The organism is Xylella fastidiosa, from assembly GCF_011801475.1.
In the GTDB taxonomy this organism is placed as follows: Bacteria; Pseudomonadota; Gammaproteobacteria; order Xanthomonadales; family Xanthomonadaceae; genus Xylella; species Xylella fastidiosa.
Genome location: NZ_CP044352.1, coordinates 1,842,351 through 1,859,621 on the forward strand (window position 1 = coordinate 1,842,351; position 17,271 = coordinate 1,859,621).

Below are 17,271 nucleotides of genomic sequence, written 5' to 3' on the forward strand. Positions count from 1 at the left end.
TGATGTTGAATTTTAATAGATTACTCGATAGAGCTTTTTAAGCGATTTAGTTGTCTCTGTTAAAAAGACTATGAAATTATAGGTTTATTGTGGTACGGGTTGTTGAGGCTAGACTCTGTCTAGTATTGAGAATTCCATAATAAGGGTTTAGTTAAGTATCCATCCTTAACCTTTTCTGATTACGACTAAACGAATCTTACGAATCTTATAGTCTTTTTGTTATCAAAAAGTAGTTTGGCCTCTTTTTCTTAGCATCCGTTGATGGGTTCAAACTGCGGTCTAGTTGGCACATATTCATGAAACAAAATTCATCTAAATAATTAATAAAATCACAAAACTAATTTTCAATTTACGTACTTGAAAATTTTATTTTTTAACCGATTTTATGTAATCGCTATCTCGAACCATCAGTATGTACAAATCATCATGGATCAACCCTTTTTCTGATATTGATCAAAAATCTATAAGACTTTATTTGTTGTCGCGAGGTGCAGACCTCCGGTGAGTGATACCATGGTGGCTTGTTTAAGTCCGCATATGCATCTGCTCAATGTTAAGCTTTCTACGCCGCAAGAAGCCCACCAATGCCATCAGCGACAACGAGCGGAGCAAATACAGTGCTGAAGAGATGGCTGCTGCCTTTCCAAAAGCTCCTTCGTTGGATGAGGCTCCAGACCAAGGGCAAACTAGCACCACGCCATTGCTATCTTCAGCAGATCAGCCTGCGTTACTGACCCACTCTACGAGTAGTGCCTTTACAGAGCTAGTAATCTCCACTTGCAACGACACATCGGGGGCGAGTACCCCAACAGTTTCGGTGGATAAACCCAATTGGCGTGAGCGCCTACGTGGCAGTCTCTTCGCGCGGAACATCAATGCTTTATTCTCGAATAACCCGCGTTTGGATGAAAATCTGCTTGATGAGATTGAAACCGCGTTGATTACGGCTGATGTAGGCGTGTCTACGACTAATGCAATAGTTGACGGTTTGCGTAAACGTATGAAAGCACGTGAATTCGCTGATATCCAAACACTGTTAGCTGCATTACGTAATGAATTAATCACGATACTGCGTCCTGTTTCTAAACCACTGATCGTCAAACGCGATGCACTTCCATTTGTGTTTCTTGTTGTAGGTGTCAATGGTGTTGGTAAGACTACAACAATCGGCAAGTTGGCGAAGTGGTTCAAGAGGGATGGCTACAGCTTGATGTTGGCTGCCGGTGATACCTTCCGTGCTGCCGCTGTCGCGCAGTTACAGGCATGGGGCGAGCGTAATAGTATTACGGTGATCGCACAAAAAGGACCGAATGCAGATGCTGCTTCGGTAGTCTATGATGCGCTGCAAGCAGCCAAGGCGCGTAGCATTGAGGTGCTCATCGCCGATACCGCAGGCCGCCTGCATACCCAAATTGGTTTAATGAACGAGTTGAGCAAAATCCGCCGTGTGCTCGGTAAGCTTGATAGCACCGCACCACATGAAGTACTGATGGTGATTGACGGTACTACTGGGCAAAATGCGCTTTCGCAATTACGCCAATTTCATGCTGCCGTGAACGTCACTGGTATTGTGGTAACCAAGCTTGATGGCACTGCCAAGGGCGGGGTAGTCTTCACGTTGGCACGTGAATTTGGCATTCCAATCCACTTCATCAGCATAGGCGAGCAGCTGGAAGATATGCATTTTTTTGACCCTGAGGCATTCGTAGACGCGCTACTGCCAAAAACATTAGGAAATGCTTAAGATATCTGGACACGTCTTCCCGCATGCAAGCCCGCACATTTTCAGGTAATGCCATAGAGTCCCTACTCACTTAGCTTACCCACTCGCAGGCCAGCCTACATGATTGCCCTCTACGCCCAGCGCTTGCTGACATGGTTCGATCAATATGGACGCCATCATCTACCTTGGCAGCACCCTCGTACGCCATACCGGGTATGGATCTCGGAAATCATGTTGCAGCAAACTCAGGTTTCCGTAGTCATTCCGTACTTTCTACGCTTTTTAGAACGCTTTCCAACGCTGCCCGAGTTGGCAGCAGCAGATACCGATGCTGTCATGGCACATTGGGCTGGTTTAGGTTACTACGCCCGCGCTCGTCATCTACATGTCGCCGCCAAGCGCTGTGTTGAGCTGCATGGTGGCGACCTACCACATGACCAGAATGCTTTGCAAGCACTACCCGGTATTGGCCGCAGTACTGCGGCTGCAATTCTGTCTCAAGCATGGAACGACCGTGCTCCGATTTTGGATGGCAACATCAAGCGTGTACTGTCACGCTTGCATGGCATCGTTGGTTGGTCAGGTCAATCAATGATCGAAAAAGAGCTTTGGGAACTAGCCGGAGCGTATGTGCTGCAAGCACCAACAGGACGTCTTGCCGACTACACTCAAGCACAGATGGATTTCGGTGCTACGGTATGCACCCGGTTGCGGCCAGCATGTTTAATCTGCCCATTGCAAGATGGTTGTGTAGCCTGGCGTGAGGGTTTGACTGAGACCTTACCAACGCCCAAACCCAGTAAAGTGTTGCCAGAGCGTGAAGCCGTTGTGTTGCTGTTACAAAATGATGATGACGCAATTCTATTGCAACGGCGTCCCTTGAATGGAATTTGGGCTGCACTTTGGACTTTGCCGCAGGCTGATACTGAAGCGGAGTTGCGTATTTGGTGCGCTCAGCATACCAATGCAGACTATGACCTAGCCAAAGTGCTGGACCCAATCGTGCATACTTTCAGTCACTACCGCGTTTATCTGAAGCCACGTTACATGCGTAAAGTTGCCTTACATCGGGGATTGGAAAACACGGATGGTTTACGTTGGGTCACACGGACGAGTCTACCCATGTTTGGATTACCCGCTCCAATCCGCAAATTGCTCAATGAGCTATGAGCTTTTATTAACAGTCACTGCTACACATTCTCCTATGCAGCGCATCATCTTCTGTGAATACGAAAAACGCGATACCGAAGGTTTGGACTTCGTGCCTTATCCTGGTGAGCTGGGCCAAAAGATTTTTGCCTGTATCGGCAAGGTTGGCTGGGCTGCTTGGTTGGCGCATCAAACCATGCTTATCAACGAAAACAGGTTATCTCCACGTAATCCAAGCCATAGGGCATTCCTTGAAGAGGAACTCAATAAGTTCTTATTTGAGCGCAGCGCCGCCAAGCCTGAAGGGTATATTGAACCTGACGCTTGATGCGTCAAATTATTGTTATATGAAACCTTTTTATATTATTGATTGGAGCGTATGTGATAATCTTAATTCTATTATTTTTTATATTATTAATATTCTTTTTTGTTGTTTTTAATAAAAAATCATCAGGGTCTTCAAAGAAAGAATCTTTATCTTCCGAATCTTCTGAATGGCCTTTTTATCCTAAACGTGTAATGAGTGATCCTGAGCAAGTTTTATATTGGCGTTTAATCGAAGCATTGCCAGATCGTATCGTGTTATGTCAGGTTCAATTATCTAGGTTTCTCGGTGTCCGCAGAGGACATCAACGGCATTGGTTCAATCGTATTAATCAAAAGAGCGCAGACTTTGTTGTGTGCGCTAAGGATTCTTCCGTTATAGCTGTTATTGAATTGGATGATGCTACACATTTGAGAGAGTCACGCAAGAAGGCTGATTTTGATAAAAGTAAAGCTATTGAAAATGCGGGATTACGGTTAATTCGATGGGATGTAAGTGCGATTCCTTCTACTGATCAGATTCGCAATACTTTTAAAGTGACTTTGGAAGCGACTTCGATTGATAGTCCAGGAACTATAAAAGTGACATAGAAAGGAAAAGAAGCGTAACGATGACGAGTTCTTTGAAGGATGCGGAGGTGGCCTGAGCAGTTCTTACACCGCATAGATACTTGGGCAGCTATAATTACGTTTCCATTATCAACGCACTCCTGAAGGCCATGGGTCGAGGCCCCTCAATTGAAGCTCGTAAAAATGCTTCTGACAGCAAACGCGGCAAGATTTTCACTAAGATCATTCGTCAAATTGGTGTCGCTGCTCGTGCTGGTGGTGGTGATCCCTCTAACAATCCAAGTTTGCGTGTGGTGATAGACAAGGCATTGGCGTCGAATATGTCCAAGGATGTTATTGAACGCGCAATAAAGAAGGCTATTGGTGAGATGGAGGGCGTTCAATACGAGGAAGTACGTTACGAGGGCTATGCTCCAGGGGGAGTTGCAGTCATTGTTGACTGTCTGACTGACAATCGGCTGCGTACTGTGTCTGATGTGCGCCATGCTTTCTCCAAATGTGGAGGTAATATGGGGACTGAAGGTTCGGTTGCCTTCATGTTCAAGCGTTTGGGGGTACTCAGCTACGCTCATGCCATTGCTGATGAAGAGCGTATCACAGAGGCAGCAATTGATGCTGGTGCTGAAGATGTAATGGTCTACATAGAAGATGATGAGATTGAGGTCATAACTACTCCAGAAGCTTTCTCACGTGTTAAGGAAGAGATGGCTGCGTTAGGTTTGATGCCGTATCATGCTGAGATTACTTTCCGTGCCGATAGTGACATTGTGGTGGATGGGGATACTGCAATACAGGTACGTAAGCTCCTGGATATACTGGAAGACTTGGATGATGTTCAGGACGTGTATTCCAACGTTGATCAAGTGACGTTGGGCAAGCGTTGAGATGAATACTTACAAGATCCATCGCAATGTTGATTGCTATGGATACGCTCCATCTTTGTCTTAACTGTTCTTCCATCATTGATCACTTTGTCTTAATGTGTTCTCGTATCGCTTATCAGATGACGCGTATCCTCGGTATTGATCCTGGATCACAGCGCACTGGAGTTGGTGTCATTGATGTCGATGAGTATGGATGTAGTCACCATGTCTACCATGCACCATTGGTACTACTAGGTCAGAGTAGTTTTGCGGGGCGACTGAAGCAGTTGTTGTTGGGTCTGAGCGCAGTGATTGAGGAGTACAGCCCAAAGGAAGTGGCCATTGAGAAGGTGTTTATGTCTAAAAATGCTGATTCAGCACTTAAGCTTGGTCAGGCGCGCGGTGTGGCAATCAGTGCGGTAGTGCTACGTGATTTACCTGTGCATGAGTACGCTGCTAGGCAAATCAAACTGGCTGTGGTTGGTCGCGGTGGTGCCGACAAGCAACAGATCCAGCATATGGTTGGTGTCATGCTGAATCTGCAAGGTAGGTTACAGTCTGATGCAGCAGATGCATTGGCGGTCGCTATTACGCATGCTCATGTGAGTGCTACTGCTCAGCGCTTAGGCGTCAGTACGAAGCAGGCGTGGAGCCGGAAATGATTAAAGGCCTGTGGGTGGTTTGGGGTCTCCTCATTAGAGCGGCGACCTGTGATGAGCATACGGCTTTTTGTAAAGAGCATCACGTATGATTGGTCGCTTGCGAGGGGTTTTGACTAGCAAAACGCCACCGTGGCTCGTGGTTGATGTGTGTGGAGTTGGCTACGAACTAGAGGTGCCGATGAGCACTTTTTGCGAATTGCCAGACGTCGGTTACGAGGTGAATTTGTTTACTCACTATACGCAGAAGGATGATAGTGCCGCGTTGTACGGTTTTCTGAGCGAAAGTGAGCGGCGGCTATTCCGCCACCTGCAGCGGGTGAGTGGTATCGGTACCAAGATCGCTTTGGCGATTCTATCCAGCGTCAGCGTGGATACATTTGCGGGGTTAATCCAGGCTGGTGACGCTAATGCATTAACGGTTATCCCAGGAGTTGGGAAGAAAACCGCTGAACGTATGCTGGTGGAGTTGAGAGACCGTGCTGCAGACTTCAACAATGGTATTTCCACCTCAGGCAAGCTCAATCTTGATACGGTATCTGAAGCTGCCTTGGCTTTGCAGCAACTCGGTTATAAGCCAGCTGAGGCTGCACGTATGGCACGTGATGCCGGTACTGAGAGCGATGATGTTGCTATTGTCATCAAAAAAGCGCTTCAAACCGTATTACGTTGATCTTGGTTTATTTTCTACATTCACGTTATTAATGATTAACTTTACTTATTAGCCATGTCTACCTCTTCTCATTCAGGTGATTGCGCAGCAATCACCTCTAATAGCAATAGTACCATCATACTTTCAGCAATCGGTGTCGTATTTGGTGATATCGGTACTAGTCCGCTATATACGTTGAAGGAGGCGTTTTCACCCAACTATGGCTTGGCTCCAAACCATGACACGGTTTTGGGTATTCTGTCGTTAATCTTTTGGGCAATGATGTTAGTGGTAACAATTAAGTATGTGACTGTCATTATGCGCGTCGATAATGACGGTGAGGGGGGCATCATGGCGTTGACTGCACTGACTCAGCGTACGATGCCATTTGGTAGCCGTTCGATCTACATTGTGGGTATTTTGGGCATCTTTGGTACTTCATTGTTTTTTGGCGATGGGATCATTACTCCGGCGATCTCGGTGTTGTCAGCAGTTGAAGGTTTGGAAGTGGCTGAGCCTCATATGAAAGCGTTCGTAGTGCCGATTACTCTGGCAGTATTGATCTTACTTTTCCTTTGTCAGCGCTTCGGTACTGAACGTGTCGGTAAAACCTTTGGGCCGATTACTTTTCTTTGGTTCATTGCCATTGGTGTGGTTGGCGTATACAACATCATTCAGGCCCCAGAGGTACTATATGCGATTAATCCCTGGTGGGGACTGCATTTCTTCTTAGAACACGGTTGGCATTCAATGTTTGTGCTTGGCGCTGTTGTTCTTGCAGTGACTGGGGGTGAGGCACTTTATGCGGATATGGGCCATTTTGGAGCTAAAGCAATCCGCCATGCTTGGATGTATGTTGTGCTGCCGATGCTGGCTCTGAATTATCTTGGGCAAGGTGCATTGGTACTAAGCAATCCCACGGCGATCGGTAATCCTTTTTATCAGTCGATACCAGATTGGGGGCTGTATCCGATGATTGCGCTTGCTACCGCTGCTGCCGTGATTGCTTCGCAAGCATTGATTACAGGGTCCTACTCGCTTTCCAGTCAAGCGATGCAACTTGGCTATATCCCGCGCATGAATGTTCGTCATACTTCACAGTCCACAATTGGACAAATCTACGTACCAACGGTCAATTGGACTCTTCTGATGCTGGTCATCTTAACAGTGATCGGTTTTGGCGACTCGACCTCAATGGCGAGTGCCTACGGTGTTGCAGTCACTGGAACAATGATGATTACTACCGTTTTAATGATTATCTATGCCCGCGCTAATCCTCGCGTGCCGCGTCTGATGCTGTTGATGATTGCTATTGTGTTCATCGCAGTAGATGGTGCGTTCTTCTACGCTAACATTATCAAGTTCATGGACGGTGCATGGTTTCCATTATTGCTTGGTGTGGTGATATTCACCTTTATGCGCACTTGGTTGCGTGGTCGTAAGTTGCTTCACGAGGAGATGCGCAAAGATGGGATCAATCTGGACAACTTTCTGCCTGGATTGATGCTTGCTCCGCCAGTAAAGGTGCCTGGTACTGCAGTATTCTTGACTGCTGATTCAACGGTGGTACCCCATGCGTTGATGCATAACCTTAAGCACAACAAGGTATTGCATGAGCGCAATGTGTTCTTGACTGTTAAAACGTTGAAGATACCTTACGCTGCCAACAGTGAGCGCTTGAAGATCGAGCCGATCAGCAACGGGTTTTATCGCGTCCATATACGCTTTGGTTTTATGGAAACACCGGATGTGCCATCAGCGCTAATGTGTTCAAAGGATCATGCAGGAATTGACTTTGATCCGATGCATACGACGTTTTTCGTCAGCCGCGAAACCGTTATTCCTAGTGCTAATCGAGGCATGCCGATCTGGCGCGACAAGCTATTCGTATTGATGCACCGTAATGCGGCACCAGCGAACGCATTTTTCAGAATCCCAGGAAACCGTTTGGTTGAACTTGGTACGCAAGTGGAAATCTGAGTAATGTTTATTCTCTAGCATTTCCGATTCCGTACTCTCCTACCTTTCCTTACTTTATTTATGGATCGCATCATCGACAGCGCAGCCACCCGTGAGGATGAAGCGATTGAGGTCAGTATTCGTCCCAAGCGTTTGGCTGATTATCTCGGTCAACAACCTGTACGTGAGCAGATGGATATCTACATCCAAGCCACTAAGGCGCGTGCTGAGGCATTGGATCACGTACTCATTTTTGGTCCACCTGGATTGGGCAAGACCACCTTGAGCCATGTCATTGCTTACGAACTCGGGGTCAAGCTACGTGTGACTTCTGGTCCAGTGATCGAGAAAGCAGGAGATCTGGCCGCACTGCTTACCAATCTACAGCCTTACGATGTGCTGTTTATTGATGAGATTCATCGGCTATCACCAGTGGTTGAGGAGGTGTTATATCCAGCAATGGAGGACTTCCAGATCGATATTATGATTGGCGAGGGGCCGGCTGCGCGGTCGATAAAGATCGACTTGCCACCTTTCACTCTCATAGGTGCTACTACTCGTACAGGTTTGCTGACTGCGCCGCTGCGCGACCGTTTTGGTATCGTCCAGCGTTTGGAGTTCTATAGTCCTGAGGATCTTGCTAGGATCGTAAGACGCTCGGCAGGCATTCTCAATATCGACTGTACTACGGAGGGTGCAGCTGAGATTGCGCAACGTGCACGCGGTACGCCTCGCATTGCTAATCGTTTGTTGCGGCGGGTACGCGATTATGCCGAGGTTAAGGCGGATGGGCAGATTACAATTGAGGTGGCGCAAGCAGCGATGCAGATGCTCAAGGTTGATCAAGGAGGCTTTGATGAACTAGACCGACGCTTGCTTCACACCATCGTTGAGTATTTCGACGGCGGTCCTGTCGGAATCGAGTCACTCGCTGCCTCGTTGTCGGAGGAGCGTGGTACCCTTGAGGATGTCGTTGAGCCTTACCTAATTCAACAAGGTTTCTTGGTACGTACTGCACGTGGACGTATGGCCACAGATAAGGCCTACCAGCATCTCGCTCTGCAGCCTCGTGAGCGAGTTTCGGCTTTCACTGATCCAGAAGATTTGTTTTGAACCATGAGAACTCCACTATGAGTAGCACTGTTACTCCACAGTTCAGTTGGATGACCCGTGTCTACTGGGAAGATACAGGTGCTGACGGTGTTGTTTATCATGCTCGCTACGTGGCTTTCATCGAACGGGCACGGACTGAATGGATGCGAACGATGGGATATGGACAAGAGCGTATGCGTCAAGAGTACGATTTGGTGTTTGCTGTGCGTGCGATGCGTCTGGATTTTCTCCGCCCTGCGTATCTTGACGATGCGCTGGAAGTGTCTGTGGCGTTGATCCATTGTAAGCATGCTAGCTTACTGTTGGCACAGTCGATCCGGCGTGACGGGGAGTTGTTACTTGAGGCGGAAGTTCAGCTTGCAGCATTATCGGCTAAACGTTTCCGTCCTCGTGCGATCAACAGTGCGCTATATGATCGATTGAAGTCTTTAGAACTCTCATAATCTGAATTACCGAGGAACAACGGATGATGACATGGCTCCTGGCCTTACAGGATACGGTGGAAGCTTTGCCGCAAGACATCACCGGGGTAGCAACTCAAGCACTCGCGGGAACAACGCATGGGGGGATCAACTATATCGATCTCATGCTTAAAGCCAGTATTCCCGTCAAAATTATTGTGCTGTTGTTGTTGCTTGGATCATTCACTAGCTGGTTGATTATTTTTCGCAAAGCACGGGTATTTAAGCAGGCCAACCGTGAGGCCGATCAGTTTGAAAATCGTTTTTGGTCTGGGACTGACCTCAGTAAGCTTTATGCTTCCACGAACAGTCGTAAACACATGGTTAGTGGATTGGAAGCCATCTTTGAAGGCGGCTTCCGGGAATTCACGCGCTTGCGGGAGCGTCGTCGACTCGATCCACGCATCCAAATAGAAGGTGCTCAGCGGGTGATGCGCACTAACTTCATGCGCGAGATGGATCAGCTAGAACGGAACTTGGAGTTGCTGGCAAATATCGGTTCCACTGCACCTTACGTTGGTTTGGTCGGTACAGTGTTTGGGATCATGGTCACTATGCATGACATGATCAGTAGTGGCGATCAAGCAGGTATTGCTGCGGTTGCCCCTGGTATTTCCGAAGCGCTGTTTGCCACCGCAGTTGGTTTGTTTGTTGCGATTCCGGCGGTGTGGGCTTACAACCGTTTTACCACTCGTTTGGAGCGTCTTTCTGTGCGTTATGAAACTTTTGCCGAGGAATTCAGCGCTATCCTGCAACGGCAGGTTGGTATCGACGAATAACCATATCGCACACGACGCAGGAGCCTGATAGTAGTGTTCAGCATGTATCGCCGTAAACGCCGCAAGCTCAAATCTGAGATTAACGTTGTGCCGTATATCGACGTGATGTTGGTATTGCTGGTCATTTTTATGGTCACCGCACCGCTGTTGACATTGAGCATCAATGTAGATTTACCAGTTGCAAACGCCAAGGCACTGGAGAATAAGCAGGATCCGATTGTAGTCATCGTCAATAGTGATGGAAAGCTCGCTTTGCAGTTACCCAAAAGTAAGCCTGAAAACATAAATGTGGATGCGTTGGGTAAAAAATTGACTTCAGTCGTCTCTCAAGACAAGAACGTGCGTGTCGTGGTTGCCGCTGATGGGGCTGTTGCTTATAAGGACGTGATTGCCGCAATGAATGCAATCAAGGATGCCAAGATTGAGAAAGTCAGCCTACTGACTCAAGCAGAGGCCAATGCACGCTGACTCACGCTTGGGCCGCTCACGGCGCCGCGAAGGGGTTGTGTTGCCCGTGCTGATGGCCCTATTGCTACATGCCTTTATTGGGGGGTGTTTTTGCTTTCTTGGTTATGGTCCCCGCAACATAAGGTGTCTTCTTCTGATGCTGATTCAAGTATCGAAGCAAGTTTGGATGTATCCATTAACGATACCCGTATTGCACGTCAAGCGTTGCGTAACTTGCAAGTTCAAGCTCCTATGCCGATGCAACTACCACTGCAAGATACAACTCCACCACAACCAATTTTTGCGTCGCAGCCGCAGAATGCGCTTACCTCACCTCAGACTGAGGCACAGGAGCGCATTATCCAACCTGACAAGGTTGATCAGAAACAAGTTAGCGCACTCGCTGAATCGCAAGAGATGGCTAAACGGGAGCAGGAAGCCAAGCATCGTCAGGAGCAGATCGATCTCACTGAGGAACGCAAACGTCAGCAACAAGCCGAGCAGAAGTTGCGTTTGGCCCGCCAGCAACAAGAAATCATGCGGAAGCAGGTTGAGGAGCATGCTCAGATTGATCGCCTGAAAAAATTGACTGAATTGCGTAAACGTCGTGAGCAATTGGAAACACAGATACAAAGCGACGCTAAACAGGCCGATCTAGCCGAACAAAAGTTGCGTCAGCTAGCTGCTGAACGTTCTCAGCAATCCTCTCCCTCTCCAGTCAACAACACAAACGGGGTGCAGGGATCTGGGAAAAACGTTGACAATAAAGGGCTGCGTGATAAGTACAAGGCAGCAATTCAGCAGGCAGTGAGTGGCCAGTGGAGCCGCCCCCCCTCCGTTCCTCTCGGTCAGAAGTGCATGATTCACATTACCCAGTTACCTGGTGGGCGTGTACTTAGTGCTGAGGTCGCACCCGATTGTCCGTACGATGATGCAGGACGGCGTTCGATTGAGAGTGCGGTGATGCGCGCACAGCCGCTACCTTATCGTGGTTTTGAACCGGTATTTGAGCGTGATGTGTATTTCAAATTTATTCCTGAAGACCACTGAATAAATCCGTAATCTCTAGCAATGTTTGCATTTCTACTGGGTGCGACTTCGATACAGGCAAACTCGCTGCATTGAGCTTGCCTTCTGTTCTCATTCTTGCAAAACGATGGATGCTGGCCAGGCAGTTGAATCTTCCCTATAAACAAGATACTGAGATATGTAGTAACGATATTCTTTAGCTAGTGACTGACTTTGATCTCTACTTGTCGCGTTTGCACATCTTGGTCATCATTTCCAATGGCTGCGTTCACGCTTTTGTTGTTAACGATTGCTAAAATATTCGTTCTGGGGCATCCGTTTAAATTTTCATCCATTATTTTTCTTAAAGTTATAGATCTACACATGACGAAATTTCCACGCTGGCTGGCCATGTTGGTCGGTTTATTGTTCCCCTTATCAGCTCTGACGCAGCAACAGGGGTTGACGATCGATATCGTTGGCGGCAACACCGCAGCGACTCCTATTGCAGTTTTACCTATGCCTTATCATGACAGTGCAGGTGCTCCAGCTACGGATGTTTCGGGTGTTGTTGCTGCTGACTTGAACCGTTCAGGTCAGTTCCGTACGTTGCCTCTAGGGCAAATTACTGAGCGCCCTACTCATGGAAGCGAGATTCGATTTCCGACTTGGCAAGCACTGAAACAGGACTACATCGTGGTTGGTCGTGTGCTTGATGCCAGGCAAGGGACTTACCGTGTCGAGTATGAACTATTCGATGTTCGCAACGGCAAACGAATGCTTGGATTGGCGATGACTGCACGCGCTAGCGCGATGCGTGACGTTGCACACCAAATGGCCGATGCAATCTACGAAAAAATTACCGGTTTGCGCGGTGCATTCTTTACCCGCATTGCTTATGTCACTGCCAGTGGTTCACACGGAGCAATGCGGTACGCACTGATGGTTGCTGACTCAGACGGCTACAATCCACAAACCATCGTGCGTTCAGCCGAACCACTGTTATCACCTGATTGGAGCTCTGATGGTAAGAAACTGGCGTACGTTAGTTTTGAGAAAGGGGGGTCTTCAATCTACATTCAAGACATTGCTACAGGTTCCCGTGAATTGGTGTCAAGCTTCCGGGGTATCAATGCTGCACCATCGTTTGCTCCCGATGGCCATCGAATCGCTTTATCTCTGTCAAGAAGTGGTAATCCTGAAATCTACGTCATGGACTTGGTTAGCAAACAGTTAATTCAGTTGACCAATAGTTTCGGAATTGATACTGAACCGGTTTGGTCGTCAGATGGGAAATTTATTTATTTCACTTCTGACCGCGGTGGGCGTCCACAGATATATAAAGTCGCCTCTGTTGGAGGCGCAGCGACACGTGTTACATTTCAAGGCAACTACAATGCTAGTGCTAGCGTCTCCTATGACGACAAGAAGATTGTCGTAGCACAAGGGAGCGGTAACGTATACCGAATTGCAATGATGGACCAAAGTTCGGGATCTACGGTTTGGAACACTTTATCTACTGGTTCATTGGATGAATCTCCGAGCTTTGCTCCCAATGCAAGTATGGTCCTTTATGCAGCACGTGAAGGAGGCCGTGGAGTACTTTATGCAGTCTCTGCGGATGCGCGTGTGCGCCAGCGCCTAGTATCGGTTGATAGTGATGTAAGAGAGCCTGCTTGGGGGCCTTACCGGAGCGTACATTAATAAATAATGTTAATATTTTGATGTGTTAACCACTCATTGGCTTGGGAGCTACCATAGGTATCTTTATGAATAATTCCACACGTTTTCTCCTAATCTCATTGCTTTCTACCAGCGCGCTTGTCGCTTGTTCAAAAAAAGTTAAGGAGCAACCACATGTGCCTGTCAAACCTATGGCACCAACTGTTTCTACGCCCACACCACCCACCGCTACGGCGCCAACCGATTCTTCTGGGCTTTACACAGCTGCTGACTTAGATACCGATGCTTGCTTGCGTCAACGTGTCGTCTATTTCGACTTTGATAAAGATGATGTGAAAAAAGAATTTCAGACGGTTCTTAGTTGCCATGCAAAATATCTTCGCAACCGTCCCTCTGCACACATCACATTACAGGGCAATACCGATGAGCGCGGTTCGCGTGAGTATAATATAGCTCTAGGTGAACGGCGGGGTAACTCTGTGTTGTATTCATTACAGGCGAATGGTGCTTCGTCGGGGCAGTTGAACGTTGTTAGTTACGGTGAAGAGCGTCCGGTTTGCACTGAATCAACAGAAAGTTGCTGGTCACGTAACCGGCGCGTTGAAATCGTTTATACAGCGAAGTAAGCCATGCGTTTGGGGGGATCTACATTTTGTGTCGTCGCGATGGCCCTCGGGACCGTCGCGCCCTCTTCTGCTCAGATGTCCAGCTTGGCCGACCGTGTCATGGCACTAGAGCAGCGCGCTTCTGACCCGCAAGTTAATATCGATCTAATTAACCAAATCAATGATTTGCGCTCGCAGATTCGTCAGATGCAAGGTTCCATTGAAGAGATGCAGCATGGCTATGAGCAGCTGAAGCAACAATCCAAGGATCAGTATCTGGATTTAGACAGTCGCTTGAAGCCTATTGAAAGTGGTTCAGTCAGAGAGCCATCTAGGGTTCCAGCTAACCCGGTTTCTCAAGTTTCCCCATCTCACTCTAATCAACTTATAGCAATGAGCGAGCAATCGCCTAACGTACATGGCGATGCGAGTGCATTAACCATCAGTAACGAAGAGCGCATTGCTTACAATGTTGCGTTTGACGCTTTAAAGAACAGTAAATACGCTGATGCCGCCGAGTTGTTTATGAGTTTCTTACAGCTCTACCCGAATGGAGTTTACACCCCTAATGCTCTTTACTGGCTTGGGGAGAGTTACTATGCCATGCATGATTTCGTCTCTGCTGAAGCTCAGTTTCGCACTTTACTTAGCCGTTATCCAACCCACGATAAAGCATCAGGAAGCTTACTTAAAGAGGCCTTATGCCAAGCTAATCAGGGGAAAAATGATGCTGCACAGCATTCTTTAGAGCAGGTTTTATCCCAATATCCAGGTACCGATGCGGCGCGTCTAGCACAAGAGCGCTTACAATCAATGAAGTTAAGTCAGGCAATGCGCTGAATAATCGTATCTTTTTTTCATCGCTTTGAATGACCAGAGCGGCATAATAATCAATTAATGAATGCCACCAGGTCACAGTTAAAGATCTCCGAAATATTTTTATCCCTCCAAGGCGAAGCTAATAGCGTTGGTTGGCCAACAGTATTTGTACGCCTGACGGGTTGTCCACTGCGCTGTCAATACTGCGATACTTCTTATGCCTTTCACGGCGGTGAGTGGCGCAGTATCGACACTATTGTTAATGAGGTGCGCAGTTATGGTGTGCGTCACGTTTGTGTCACTGGGGGTGAACCACTTGCTCAAAAACGTTGTTTGCTATTACTTGAAAAATTATGTGATGCCGGCTTTGAGGTTTCATTAGAAACCTCAGGTGCGCTCGATATTGCTGCAGTTGATTCACGGGTATCGCGTGTAGTCGACATTAAAACTCCTGGATCTGGAGAGGCACATCGCAATCACTGGCCCAATCTGACGTTACTAACCCCCAACGACCAAATCAAGTTTGTGCTATGCAGCCGTGTCGACTATGAGTGGGCACGTACTTGTGTTGCTGAGCATGAATTAGAACGACGTTGTATGGTCTGGTTTTCTCCGAGCAAGCAAGACATAGCACCCACTTTACTCGCTGATTGGATTATTTCCGACCGTCTAGGAGTACGCTTCCAGTTGCAATTACACAAGTTGTTATGGAACGACGAGCCGGGACGCTGAGGTGATTCACTACTCCTTTTGGAAACTGCAAAATACTCCGATACCTACCACAACTGCTTAGTCAAAGTTTTTATTGCAGTCTAGCGTTTCGGTAGTACGCCTGTATTTATTGTGATCGTGAAAAACTGCGTATTACTTCGCCTTACCTTGGTTTGCTACCATTTCGGCAGCGCGTTGTGCTGCATCTGGATCGCCAAGGTAACGGTAACTCACTACTTGTAGTGTATCGCTCAGTTCAAATAGAAGTGGAATGCCAGTAGGGATATTGACATTTAGGATTTTCTCATCACTTTCTTTATTAAGGTACTTGTACAACGCACGCAATGAGTTGCCGTGGGCGCTAATAAGTACCGTCTTGTTGTCATTTAGTTGTGGTGCGATGGCATCATTCCAGTACGGTAATACTCGTTCGAGTGTATTTTTCAGCGATTCCCTCACAGGTAATACTTTGCGGTCCAAAGCGGCGTAACGGCGGTCTCGCATTGGATGGCTTGGGTCATCTAGATCAATCGGTGGCGGCTGGATGTCATAGGAGCGGCGCCAAATATTGACTTGCTCTTCACCATGTTTAGCTGCGGTATCTATTTTATCAAGGCCTTGTAGAGCACCGTAGTGACGCTCATTGAGACGCCAGCTTTTATAAATTGGTAACCAGTCCTGGTCCAATGCTTTAAGTGCGTCTTGTAATGTATGGATCGCCCGCTTAAGTAAAGAAGTATGAGCGACATCAAACTCTAGTCCTTCTTTTTTCATCAGATGACCAGCCATAGTGGCTTCTTGATGACCTTGTTCGGTCAGCCCTATATCCACCCAGCCAGTAAAACGGTTCATTGAGTTCCATTGACTCTGTCCATGGCGTAGCAATACAAGTTTACGAGTCATGCGGCTTTCCTGAATTGAAAGTATCTAAAACATGATTGTAACGTCAGGTCGAGATTGCCTGTATACGCTCTTAATATCTGATATAGGCATGATGGTATTTATGAAGATTTCATCCATTGATTCTATCTTTGCAGCCTGGGATGGCAGTATTACCGAGGCGCGACGCTTGCAAAGCGATATGGCCGAACGCATTGTGCTTAAGGACGAGCCTAATCTATTGTCTGAACCAACATTACTGGCTGGTTTTGACGTTGGCTTTGAGGACGAAGGACGCACGACACGGGCTGCTGCTGTTTTAATGAATGCAGGCGATTTAAGGTTGTTAGAAACCCATGTCGTACGTGTACCAACGTCAATGCCCTATGTGCCTGGACTCCTCAGCTTTCGCGAGTTGCCTGCACTCCTGCAAGCTCTGACCCAATTGTCACGAATTCCAGCACTTGTATTTGTAGATGGACATGGAATCGCGCATCCACGTCGGCTCGGGATCGCCGCGCATTTTGGCTTAGTGACCAACCTACCTTGTATCGGCGTAGCTAAAAAGCGCCTCGTTGGCGACTTTGTCGAACCAGGTACCGCCTTCGGTGAGCACACTCCGATCCTATTACATGGGACCCAGGTTGGCTGGGCATTGCGCAGCAAGATGCACTGCAAACCGCTGATTATTTCACCAGGCCATAAAGTTTCACTTCATAGCGCGCTTACATGGACCCAGCGCTGTCTTACCGGCTATCGTCTACCAGAACCCACTCGGCAAGCGGATCGTCTGGCATCGCGACGTGGTCAAAAAATCGTCAGTGACTTACCGTCCCTACTATAAAATACCCCTGGTGAAAAAATATC

18 protein-coding genes and 1 pseudogene are annotated in these 17,271 nt (G+C 47.6%); 18 read left to right on the forward strand and 1 reads right to left on the reverse strand.

Annotation, left to right across the window (positions count from 1 at the left end):
- Positions 1–550 precede the first annotated feature (550 nt).
- The 17 genes and pseudogenes from ftsY (at position 551) to queE (ending at position 15,546) form a co-directional block, all read left to right on the forward strand.
- Positions 551–1,744 (forward strand): signal recognition particle-docking protein FtsY, encoded by a 1,194-nt coding sequence (ftsY, locus tag F7G16_RS08205; protein WP_004572891.1) that lies wholly within the window; start codon positions 551–553, stop codon positions 1,742–1,744.
- 99 nt (positions 1,745–1,843) lie between these two features.
- Positions 1,844–2,893: an A/G-specific adenine glycosylase gene (mutY, locus tag F7G16_RS08210; protein WP_004572892.1), complete on the forward strand. Its 1,050-nt coding sequence runs from the start codon at positions 1,844–1,846 to the stop codon at positions 2,891–2,893.
- Positions 2,894–2,927: 34 nt separating this feature from the next.
- On the forward strand, positions 2,928–3,200 hold the full coding sequence (locus tag F7G16_RS08215) for an oxidative damage protection protein (protein WP_011097829.1): 273 nt from the start codon (positions 2,928–2,930) through the stop codon (positions 3,198–3,200).
- A 53-nt stretch (positions 3,201–3,253) separates the two neighbouring features.
- Positions 3,254–3,787, forward strand: coding sequence for a DUF2726 domain-containing protein (locus F7G16_RS08220; RefSeq protein ID WP_228446171.1), 534 nt, complete (start codon positions 3,254–3,256; stop codon positions 3,785–3,787).
- Positions 3,788–3,915: 128 nt separating this feature from the next.
- Positions 3,916–4,650, forward strand: a complete 735-nt coding sequence (locus F7G16_RS08225) for a YebC/PmpR family DNA-binding transcriptional regulator (protein ID WP_004572895.1) — start codon at positions 3,916–3,918, stop codon at positions 4,648–4,650.
- Positions 4,651–4,769: 119 nt separating this feature from the next.
- Positions 4,770–5,291: a crossover junction endodeoxyribonuclease RuvC gene (ruvC, locus tag F7G16_RS08230; RefSeq protein WP_011097831.1), complete on the forward strand. Its 522-nt coding sequence runs from the start codon at positions 4,770–4,772 to the stop codon at positions 5,289–5,291.
- Positions 5,292–5,376: 85 nt separating this feature from the next.
- Positions 5,377–5,961, forward strand: a complete 585-nt coding sequence (gene ruvA / locus F7G16_RS08235; protein ID WP_004572897.1) for a Holliday junction branch migration protein RuvA — start codon at positions 5,377–5,379, stop codon at positions 5,959–5,961.
- Positions 5,962–6,015: 54 nt separating this feature from the next.
- Positions 6,016–7,920, forward strand: a complete 1,905-nt coding sequence (locus F7G16_RS08240; RefSeq protein WP_004572898.1) for a potassium transporter Kup — start codon at positions 6,016–6,018, stop codon at positions 7,918–7,920.
- A 60-nt stretch (positions 7,921–7,980) separates the two neighbouring features.
- A complete protein-coding gene (gene ruvB, locus F7G16_RS08245) occupies positions 7,981–9,012 on the forward strand; it encodes a Holliday junction branch migration DNA helicase RuvB (protein ID WP_004572899.1) in 1,032 nt (343 codons plus the stop codon).
- Between the two features lie 17 nt (positions 9,013–9,029).
- Positions 9,030–9,455 (forward strand): tol-pal system-associated acyl-CoA thioesterase, encoded by a 426-nt coding sequence (gene ybgC / locus F7G16_RS08250; RefSeq protein WP_004572900.1) that lies wholly within the window; start codon positions 9,030–9,032, stop codon positions 9,453–9,455.
- A 23-nt stretch (positions 9,456–9,478) separates the two neighbouring features.
- Entirely contained in the window at positions 9,479–10,252 is a 774-nt protein-coding gene (tolQ, locus tag F7G16_RS08255; RefSeq protein ID WP_004572901.1) for a protein TolQ, read from the forward strand.
- A 42-nt stretch (positions 10,253–10,294) separates the two neighbouring features.
- On the forward strand, positions 10,295–10,720 hold the full coding sequence (tolR, locus tag F7G16_RS08260; protein WP_014607736.1) for a protein TolR: 426 nt from the start codon (positions 10,295–10,297) through the stop codon (positions 10,718–10,720).
- Positions 10,710–11,749, forward strand: a pseudogene (tolA, locus tag F7G16_RS08265) (cell envelope integrity protein TolA). The gene tolR and the pseudogene tolA overlap by 11 nt, the downstream one beginning before the upstream one ends.
- Before the next feature lie 342 nt (positions 11,750–12,091).
- Positions 12,092–13,411, forward strand: a complete 1,320-nt coding sequence (gene tolB / locus F7G16_RS08270) for a Tol-Pal system beta propeller repeat protein TolB (protein WP_011097833.1) — start codon at positions 12,092–12,094, stop codon at positions 13,409–13,411.
- A 65-nt stretch (positions 13,412–13,476) separates the two neighbouring features.
- Positions 13,477–14,016 (forward strand): peptidoglycan-associated lipoprotein Pal, encoded by a 540-nt coding sequence (pal, locus tag F7G16_RS08275; RefSeq protein ID WP_004572905.1) that lies wholly within the window; start codon positions 13,477–13,479, stop codon positions 14,014–14,016.
- A 3-nt stretch (positions 14,017–14,019) separates the two neighbouring features.
- A complete protein-coding gene (ybgF, locus tag F7G16_RS08280; protein ID WP_004572906.1) occupies positions 14,020–14,835 on the forward strand; it encodes a tol-pal system protein YbgF in 816 nt (271 codons plus the stop codon).
- Positions 14,836–14,892: 57 nt separating this feature from the next.
- Positions 14,893–15,546: a 7-carboxy-7-deazaguanine synthase QueE gene (queE, locus tag F7G16_RS08285; protein ID WP_004572907.1), complete on the forward strand. Its 654-nt coding sequence runs from the start codon at positions 14,893–14,895 to the stop codon at positions 15,544–15,546.
- A 132-nt stretch (positions 15,547–15,678) separates the two neighbouring features.
- On the opposite strand, the gene gpmA is transcribed toward queE, so the two are convergent.
- Positions 15,679–16,428: a 2,3-diphosphoglycerate-dependent phosphoglycerate mutase gene (gene gpmA, locus F7G16_RS08290; RefSeq protein WP_004572908.1), complete on the reverse strand. Its 750-nt coding sequence runs from the start codon at positions 16,426–16,428 to the stop codon at positions 15,679–15,681.
- Positions 16,429–16,528: 100 nt separating this feature from the next.
- On the opposite strand from gpmA, the gene nfi reads away from it, so the two are divergent.
- Positions 16,529–17,248 (forward strand): deoxyribonuclease V, encoded by a 720-nt coding sequence (gene nfi, locus F7G16_RS08295; protein ID WP_011097835.1) that lies wholly within the window; start codon positions 16,529–16,531, stop codon positions 17,246–17,248.
- Positions 17,249–17,271 lie beyond the last annotated feature (23 nt).

Bases quoted from the DNA above. Each gene is read 5' to 3' on its own strand.
- ftsY (WP_004572891.1), top strand. From the start codon at position 551: ATGTTAAGCTTTCTACGCCGCAAGAAGCCCACCAATGCCATCAGCGAC.
- mutY (WP_004572892.1), top strand. From the start codon at position 1,844: ATGATTGCCCTCTACGCCCAGCGCTTGCTGACATGGTTCGATCAATAT.
- F7G16_RS08215 (WP_011097829.1), top strand. From the start codon at position 2,928: ATGCAGCGCATCATCTTCTGTGAATACGAAAAACGCGATACCGAAGGT.
- F7G16_RS08225 (WP_004572895.1), top strand. From the start codon at position 3,916: ATGGGTCGAGGCCCCTCAATTGAAGCTCGTAAAAATGCTTCTGACAGC.
- ruvC (WP_011097831.1), top strand. From the start codon at position 4,770: ATGACGCGTATCCTCGGTATTGATCCTGGATCACAGCGCACTGGAGTT.
- ruvA (WP_004572897.1), top strand. From the start codon at position 5,377: ATGATTGGTCGCTTGCGAGGGGTTTTGACTAGCAAAACGCCACCGTGG.
- F7G16_RS08240 (WP_004572898.1), top strand. From the start codon at position 6,016: ATGTCTACCTCTTCTCATTCAGGTGATTGCGCAGCAATCACCTCTAAT.
- ruvB (WP_004572899.1), top strand. From the start codon at position 7,981: ATGGATCGCATCATCGACAGCGCAGCCACCCGTGAGGATGAAGCGATT.
- ybgC (WP_004572900.1), top strand. From the start codon at position 9,030: ATGAGTAGCACTGTTACTCCACAGTTCAGTTGGATGACCCGTGTCTAC.
- tolQ (WP_004572901.1), top strand. From the start codon at position 9,479: ATGATGACATGGCTCCTGGCCTTACAGGATACGGTGGAAGCTTTGCCG.
- tolR (WP_014607736.1), top strand. From the start codon at position 10,295: ATGTATCGCCGTAAACGCCGCAAGCTCAAATCTGAGATTAACGTTGTG.
- tolB (WP_011097833.1), top strand. From the start codon at position 12,092: ATGACGAAATTTCCACGCTGGCTGGCCATGTTGGTCGGTTTATTGTTC.
- pal (WP_004572905.1), top strand. From the start codon at position 13,477: ATGAATAATTCCACACGTTTTCTCCTAATCTCATTGCTTTCTACCAGC.
- ybgF (WP_004572906.1), top strand. From the start codon at position 14,020: ATGCGTTTGGGGGGATCTACATTTTGTGTCGTCGCGATGGCCCTCGGG.
- queE (WP_004572907.1), top strand. From the start codon at position 14,893: ATGAATGCCACCAGGTCACAGTTAAAGATCTCCGAAATATTTTTATCC.
- gpmA (WP_004572908.1), bottom strand. From the start codon at position 16,428: ATGACTCGTAAACTTGTATTGCTACGCCATGGACAGAGTCAATGGAAC.
- nfi (WP_011097835.1), top strand. From the start codon at position 16,529: ATGAAGATTTCATCCATTGATTCTATCTTTGCAGCCTGGGATGGCAGT.